Origin of the sequence: Rhodospirillum sp. A1_3_36, assembly GCF_047263945.1 — a bacterium.
GTDB lineage: Bacteria > Pseudomonadota > Alphaproteobacteria > Rhodospirillales > Rhodospirillaceae > Rhodospirillum.
This window is the reverse complement of sequence record NZ_JBLAVB010000055.1, coordinates 1-4,543: the sequence shown is the minus strand read 5'-3', so window position 1 is coordinate 4,543 and position 4,543 is coordinate 1. Positions and strand designations below refer to the sequence as shown.

The window sequence follows — 4,543 nt, the reverse complement described above, 5'->3', positions numbered from 1 at the left end:
CCGTGATCGAAAAAACGCATTCCCGAAAAACACCCTGTAAATTTTCACGCTCCCCCCATGATAACCTAATTCACTGTTATCATTCATATTTTCTAAGGTCGGGCGATGGTCCCGTGACTTTTCCGGGATTGATCTTCGCCACAAGGGCATCGAGATCATAGCCATTGCGGCTATCGGTCGCGACATATAGGTCGCACTTGTGGGGATAATACATGCCAGGCCAGGAAGTCTTGATGATCCGCCAACCGGCTTGTGTGGCCCAAGCCGCACGCTTCGCTTCGTCGGGGACACCGCTATAGGGTTCGTCGATCAGGATGAATTGTCCGCTCGTCGGATCGACCCAGTCAGTCGCATGGTCACTATTTGGCAATTTATTATGGGCCGAGCCATTGGGATAAGCCGTGCGATAGTCGCGGAAGGGGTGTAGCCCCGTACCTTCCATGAAGCGAATCGAACGCTCTGCGGTGCAAAGGCGCTCGCGCGCATAGGTTTGCGTTTCGGCCAACGTGTCACAAACAAAGTGGTCGTCCGCGACCATCCGAAGATTGCCAAAACCTCGGACACTCTTGAGCGCGGATTTGTCACAGAGGTCGAGAATGGGCTTCGAGAGTTGGACCCTGAGAGTCTCGCGGCCGATCTGATATCGTTGCTTCTTGTCGCACCAATAAATGGTCAACAGCACATAGGGGATTTTTAGCGCCGCCCCCCGCGCGGGGAGTGTACGTTGGGCATTCCGGAAATTCGTACAGTTGGCCGCTTTGGCCGCGAGATCGAGCGCAACGGAATATTTGATACCTTGCTCCTTGCGGAGCTCCGTAGCGAGACGCTTGACACCGTCGAGCGTCGTGGGGTGCACGTCACCAATCAACATAGCCATTCTCCTGGCTTGAATTCGCAAGCGTCACTCGCCAACCGCCTTTCAAGCCCGAATGTCTGTTGAAAGGGTTCGCAGAAGATTTAACAGCATTGCTGCCAGCAGCTTCGGAACGGCGAGTGCCATGCTCATGCCAAGAGCGTGACTAATATAAGCGGACCCGAGTAGGCATGCAATCCGAGTGTCGCAAGATCCGAGGCAAAACAAACCTGCCTTAGCCGCGTATACCCTTTCCAATGTCCGCTAACGAGGGGCTCGACTGAGTACAGAACGGCTTCGATGGGCGCAAAAGGGGACATCCAACTCCGCGAAGAGCAGGTCTTGGGGCGCCCACGCGGGGTGTCCCCGCGTGCCGGGCCGTCGTGAATCGAGCCCACCTCGTGGTCTCGCCCCTTCGGGTTTCCGTCCCTGGCGCAACAAGGGAAATACATCGGCACGGATCGGTTGGATCAACGACGGGGCGTTAGTTTGGCGCGCTCTGATGGCGCATTCGGAGAAGGCGCGGAACGCGGCATCCTGGGCGAGGAAGGAGCCGTCTCCACGCTTGGCTTCCGCTTTCCTCGGGCCGTGGACGGTTTGAGACGCATCGGTTGTGTTGATTCTGGTCACAGGTGTGTGGGGCTCGCTTTTGGACGAATGATATCCTCCCCCAGCTCCACCATTCCCATCACCGAACCGGCATCGGCGATAGGACCGGGCGCTCCAGGATCCGGCCAATACGACAGGGATAACGCAGGCGGAATCCGTTCCGGCTTCGGAAATCCCGCTCCCGCCAAGCCCTCCCGCATGGTGGCTCTCGCGGCGAAATGGCCAGGGGATCCTTCATCGGCTTTTCCTCCGAGCGGTGTCCATCCCGGCATGTCTCTTTCACGCGTAAATCCCGCGCCGGTCCGTTCAACCCGCCCGTCCGGAGAAATGTCCCCGCCTCCCTCCGGTCGGCTCCTCGCGGCCGCTTGCGCTGCACATTTCCCCGTCGGGCGGGGCCTCCACTTTGTTTCGGCCCTCCGCTGCGCTCCGGGTGAACCGGCCCGCCTATGCGGTTTTCCCGCTGGAGACATCGCGGGGATGGTCCCCGTGAGGAACAGCGAAGGATCACCCCCATGGCCATCACCCTCGGCACGTTCACCAAGCAGGACAGCGGCGACTTCTCCGGCATCCTCAAGACCCTCAACGTCACCGCCAATCTGATCATCCATCCCGTTTCCCGGCAGTCCGAAAACGCCCCCGACTATCGCGTCTATGCCGGTAACGGACAGCGTTATGAAGTCGGCGCCGGATGGAGCCAGGTCGCCAAGACCAGCGGCGAGACCGACCTGAACCTGAAGATCGCCGCCCCCGAATTCGGTCCCAACTGGGTCCGCGCCCGCCTCGTCAAGCTGGAGACGCCCCAGGAAGACGGCACCACCCACCTCGCCCTCTGGGAGCCCCGCGAACGCTGAGCCTCCCACTCCGAAAGGTCCCGCTGGAGCGATCCGGTGGGGCCTTTTCCGTGTCTTCCATCCAGTCGATCCGTCCCGAAAGGATGCGGTGTCGGTGCGGTCGCACCGACGGGCTGTTCGTCTCGACAGTCCCATCGTGCCACCCGGCCTGACGGGGCCGTCAAGGATCGCGGGTCCCTCCCAAAATCTCCGATCCGCTCCGCGGCCCTCCGGTTTTGGGCCCCTCCCGCGCCCGCTATGCGGCGGCTTCGCCGTCCTGGACCGCCCCGGCCCGGATGACCGGCGAGACCGTTCTCGACGGTGGGAACGGTCACATTCGGGAGGATATCGCCATGTCCCAGTCCATCACGATCCAGGGGTTCCCCTACACGGAGGACGACCTCCGCGAGACCCTCTGGCTGGTCACCCAGGAACTGCGCGCCGGTCTGCCCAAGCGCGAACGGATCGCCGCCCAACACCAGATCGCGACGCTGGAAGCGGCACTGGCGCGCCTGTCCAAGGCCGCTAACGCGGGGCCGTGAGCCCCGCTTTTCGTCCCCCAACAAGGGGGGGATCGTTTTCGATACCCCCCATTTCCGATCCTGAGCAAGCGCGCCCTGGCCCGCCATCCTTTGCCCATCCGCGCCGGACACACCGCCTTTGGCGGACCGCTCTCCGGCGCTTTGATGGACACCGAAAGGACCTTGGGATGACCGATCACGGCACACGCGCGGCCGAGGCGCGCAAGGGCTCGCCCTTCCTCTCGACCCAACAGGCCGCCTTCTATCTGGGCCTCTCCGCCCGCACCCTGGAGAAGATGCGCCTGACCGGCAACGGCCCCCGCTTCCGCAAGCATGGCCGCTACGTCCGCTACCACATCGCCGACCTGGACGCCTGGTCCGAGGGGCGCGGCAAGGGCTCCACCGCAGACGACGGAGAGCGGTCATGAGGCGCCGGGTCGCCCTGGGACTGGCCGTCGGAGGCGTCGCGTTCCTCGGCCTGTCCGCCCTGCCACAGGTCCGGCCCTGGCTGGTCTGGAACGCCTCGGCGAGCGCGCCCATCGGCCTCTATTGGGTTGTCGCGGGGCCGGTGGAGCGGGGCGATTGGGTGCTCGTTCGACCGCCGGAGGAGGTCGCGGTGCTGGCCGCTGAACGCGGCTACCTGCCCGTGGGTGTGCCCCTGGTGAAACGCGTCGCGGCCAGTGCCGGAGACGTTGTCTGTGCCCGGATGGGCGCACTCTTCATCAACGGACAGGAGGCCGCCCGCCCCCTCGTCCGGGACCGCGCGGGACGTCCCATGCCCCGCTGGAGCGGCTGCCGAAGCCTGGGCGCGGAGGAGATCTTCCTGCTCCTGCCCCCACCGGATTCCTTCGACAGCCGCTATTTCGGCCCGGTCCCGCGCGCCCTCGTGATCGGGAGGCTCGCCCCGCTATGGACAAGCTGATCCCCCTGATCGTCGCGGCTTTGCTGCTTGTCGCACCCGTTCAGGCCGCCGAGCCGGACACCTGGCGGGCCGCCGTTTCGGAGGCCTCGGCGCGCTTCGGCATTCCCGAACCCTGGATCCGCGCGGTCATCGACGCCGAGAGCGGCGGGGACCCCCGCGCGGTCTCTTCCCGGGGCGCGATGGGCCTGATGCAGCTCATGCCGGGCACCTGGGCGAGCCTGTCAAAGCGCCTAGACCTGGGCGCCGATCCCTTCGATCCCCGCGCCAATATCCTGGCGGGAACGGCCTATCTCGCCGAACTCCGGGACCGCTTCGGCTTCCCCGGAGTGTTCGCCGCCTACAACGCCGGTCCCACCCGATACGCCGCCCATCTGCGGGGCGAACGGACCCTGCCCAAGGAAACGAAAGCCTACCTGAAACGCATCCAGGACAGGCTGTCGGGCGATCAAAAGGAGACGCCGAAAAGCCAATCCGGCGGCCTCTTTTTCCCGCTCTCCACGGTGAAAAAGGGGGCCGGAAACGACGAAAAGAGTGCGCAAAACGCCCTTCTTTTCGTGCCCCTCACGACCTGCAAGGGGGACCGGAAATGAGCGGAACCCGCAGTTGCCGTCGGTCCGGCGAGAGGACCCTGATCGCAGGACAAAGGCGGGCGGCGCAGGGGGAGGGGTGCCACCGGGATAAGGCAAGATTAAAGGCCGCCCTCCTGGAGGGGGCTATCTCTCTGTCTGCACGTCTCTTTTTCCGGAGGCTGCCCCTGGGCCAGGAGGGTGCCTCCCCGCAACGCCCTGTTTTCCCTCAACCGGTTGGA

The 4,543-nt window shown here is 64.1% G+C and carries 8 protein-coding genes; 6 read left to right on the top strand and 2 right to left on the bottom strand.

From position 1 onward, the window contains the following. Positions 1–79: 79 nt before the first annotated feature. Both ACLIRY_RS26525 and ACLIRY_RS26520 read right to left on the bottom strand, forming a co-directional pair. Positions 80–871, bottom strand: coding sequence for a hypothetical protein (locus ACLIRY_RS26525; RefSeq protein WP_413208432.1), 792 nt, complete (start codon positions 869–871; stop codon positions 80–82). Between the two features lie 670 nt (positions 872–1,541). Continuing rightward, positions 1,542–1,745 (bottom strand): hypothetical protein, encoded by a 204-nt coding sequence (locus tag ACLIRY_RS26520; protein WP_413208431.1) that lies wholly within the window; start codon positions 1,743–1,745, stop codon positions 1,542–1,544. A gap of 229 nt (positions 1,746–1,974) precedes the next feature. Between ACLIRY_RS26520 and ACLIRY_RS26515 the strand changes: the two genes are divergently transcribed. The 6 genes from ACLIRY_RS26515 to ACLIRY_RS26490 all read left to right on the top strand — a co-directional run. Continuing rightward, a complete protein-coding gene (locus ACLIRY_RS26515) occupies positions 1,975–2,313 on the top strand; it encodes a DUF736 domain-containing protein (protein ID WP_413208325.1) in 339 nt (112 codons plus the stop codon). A gap of 215 nt (positions 2,314–2,528) precedes the next feature. Further along, positions 2,529–2,834, top strand: a complete 306-nt coding sequence (locus ACLIRY_RS26510) for a hypothetical protein (protein WP_413208430.1) — start codon at positions 2,529–2,531, stop codon at positions 2,832–2,834. A gap of 167 nt (positions 2,835–3,001) precedes the next feature. Next, positions 3,002–3,241 (top strand): helix-turn-helix transcriptional regulator, encoded by a 240-nt coding sequence (locus ACLIRY_RS26505; RefSeq protein ID WP_413208323.1) that lies wholly within the window; start codon positions 3,002–3,004, stop codon positions 3,239–3,241. Continuing rightward, on the top strand, positions 3,238–3,735 hold the full coding sequence (locus tag ACLIRY_RS26500) for a S26 family signal peptidase (protein ID WP_413208429.1): 498 nt from the start codon (positions 3,238–3,240) through the stop codon (positions 3,733–3,735). The genes ACLIRY_RS26505 and ACLIRY_RS26500 overlap by 4 nt, the downstream gene beginning before the upstream one ends. Further along, positions 3,723–4,325: a lytic transglycosylase domain-containing protein gene (locus tag ACLIRY_RS26495; protein ID WP_413208428.1), complete on the top strand. Its 603-nt coding sequence runs from the start codon at positions 3,723–3,725 to the stop codon at positions 4,323–4,325. The genes ACLIRY_RS26500 and ACLIRY_RS26495 overlap by 13 nt, the downstream gene beginning before the upstream one ends. Continuing rightward, positions 4,322–4,543, top strand: a 222-nt coding sequence (locus tag ACLIRY_RS26490; RefSeq protein ID WP_413208427.1) for a hypothetical protein, incomplete at its 3' end; no start/stop codon positions are given. The genes ACLIRY_RS26495 and ACLIRY_RS26490, both read left to right, overlap by 4 nt.

Coding starts and splice junctions, on each gene's coding strand:
- ACLIRY_RS26495 (WP_413208428.1), top strand. CDS start 3,723: ATGGACAAGCTGATCCCCCTGATCGTCGCGGCTTTGCTGCTTGTCGCA.
- ACLIRY_RS26505 (WP_413208323.1), top strand. CDS start 3,002: ATGACCGATCACGGCACACGCGCGGCCGAGGCGCGCAAGGGCTCGCCC.
- ACLIRY_RS26525 (WP_413208432.1), bottom strand. CDS start 871: ATGTTGATTGGTGACGTGCACCCCACGACGCTCGACGGTGTCAAGCGT.
- ACLIRY_RS26500 (WP_413208429.1), top strand. CDS start 3,238: ATGAGGCGCCGGGTCGCCCTGGGACTGGCCGTCGGAGGCGTCGCGTTC.
- ACLIRY_RS26515 (WP_413208325.1), top strand. CDS start 1,975: ATGGCCATCACCCTCGGCACGTTCACCAAGCAGGACAGCGGCGACTTC.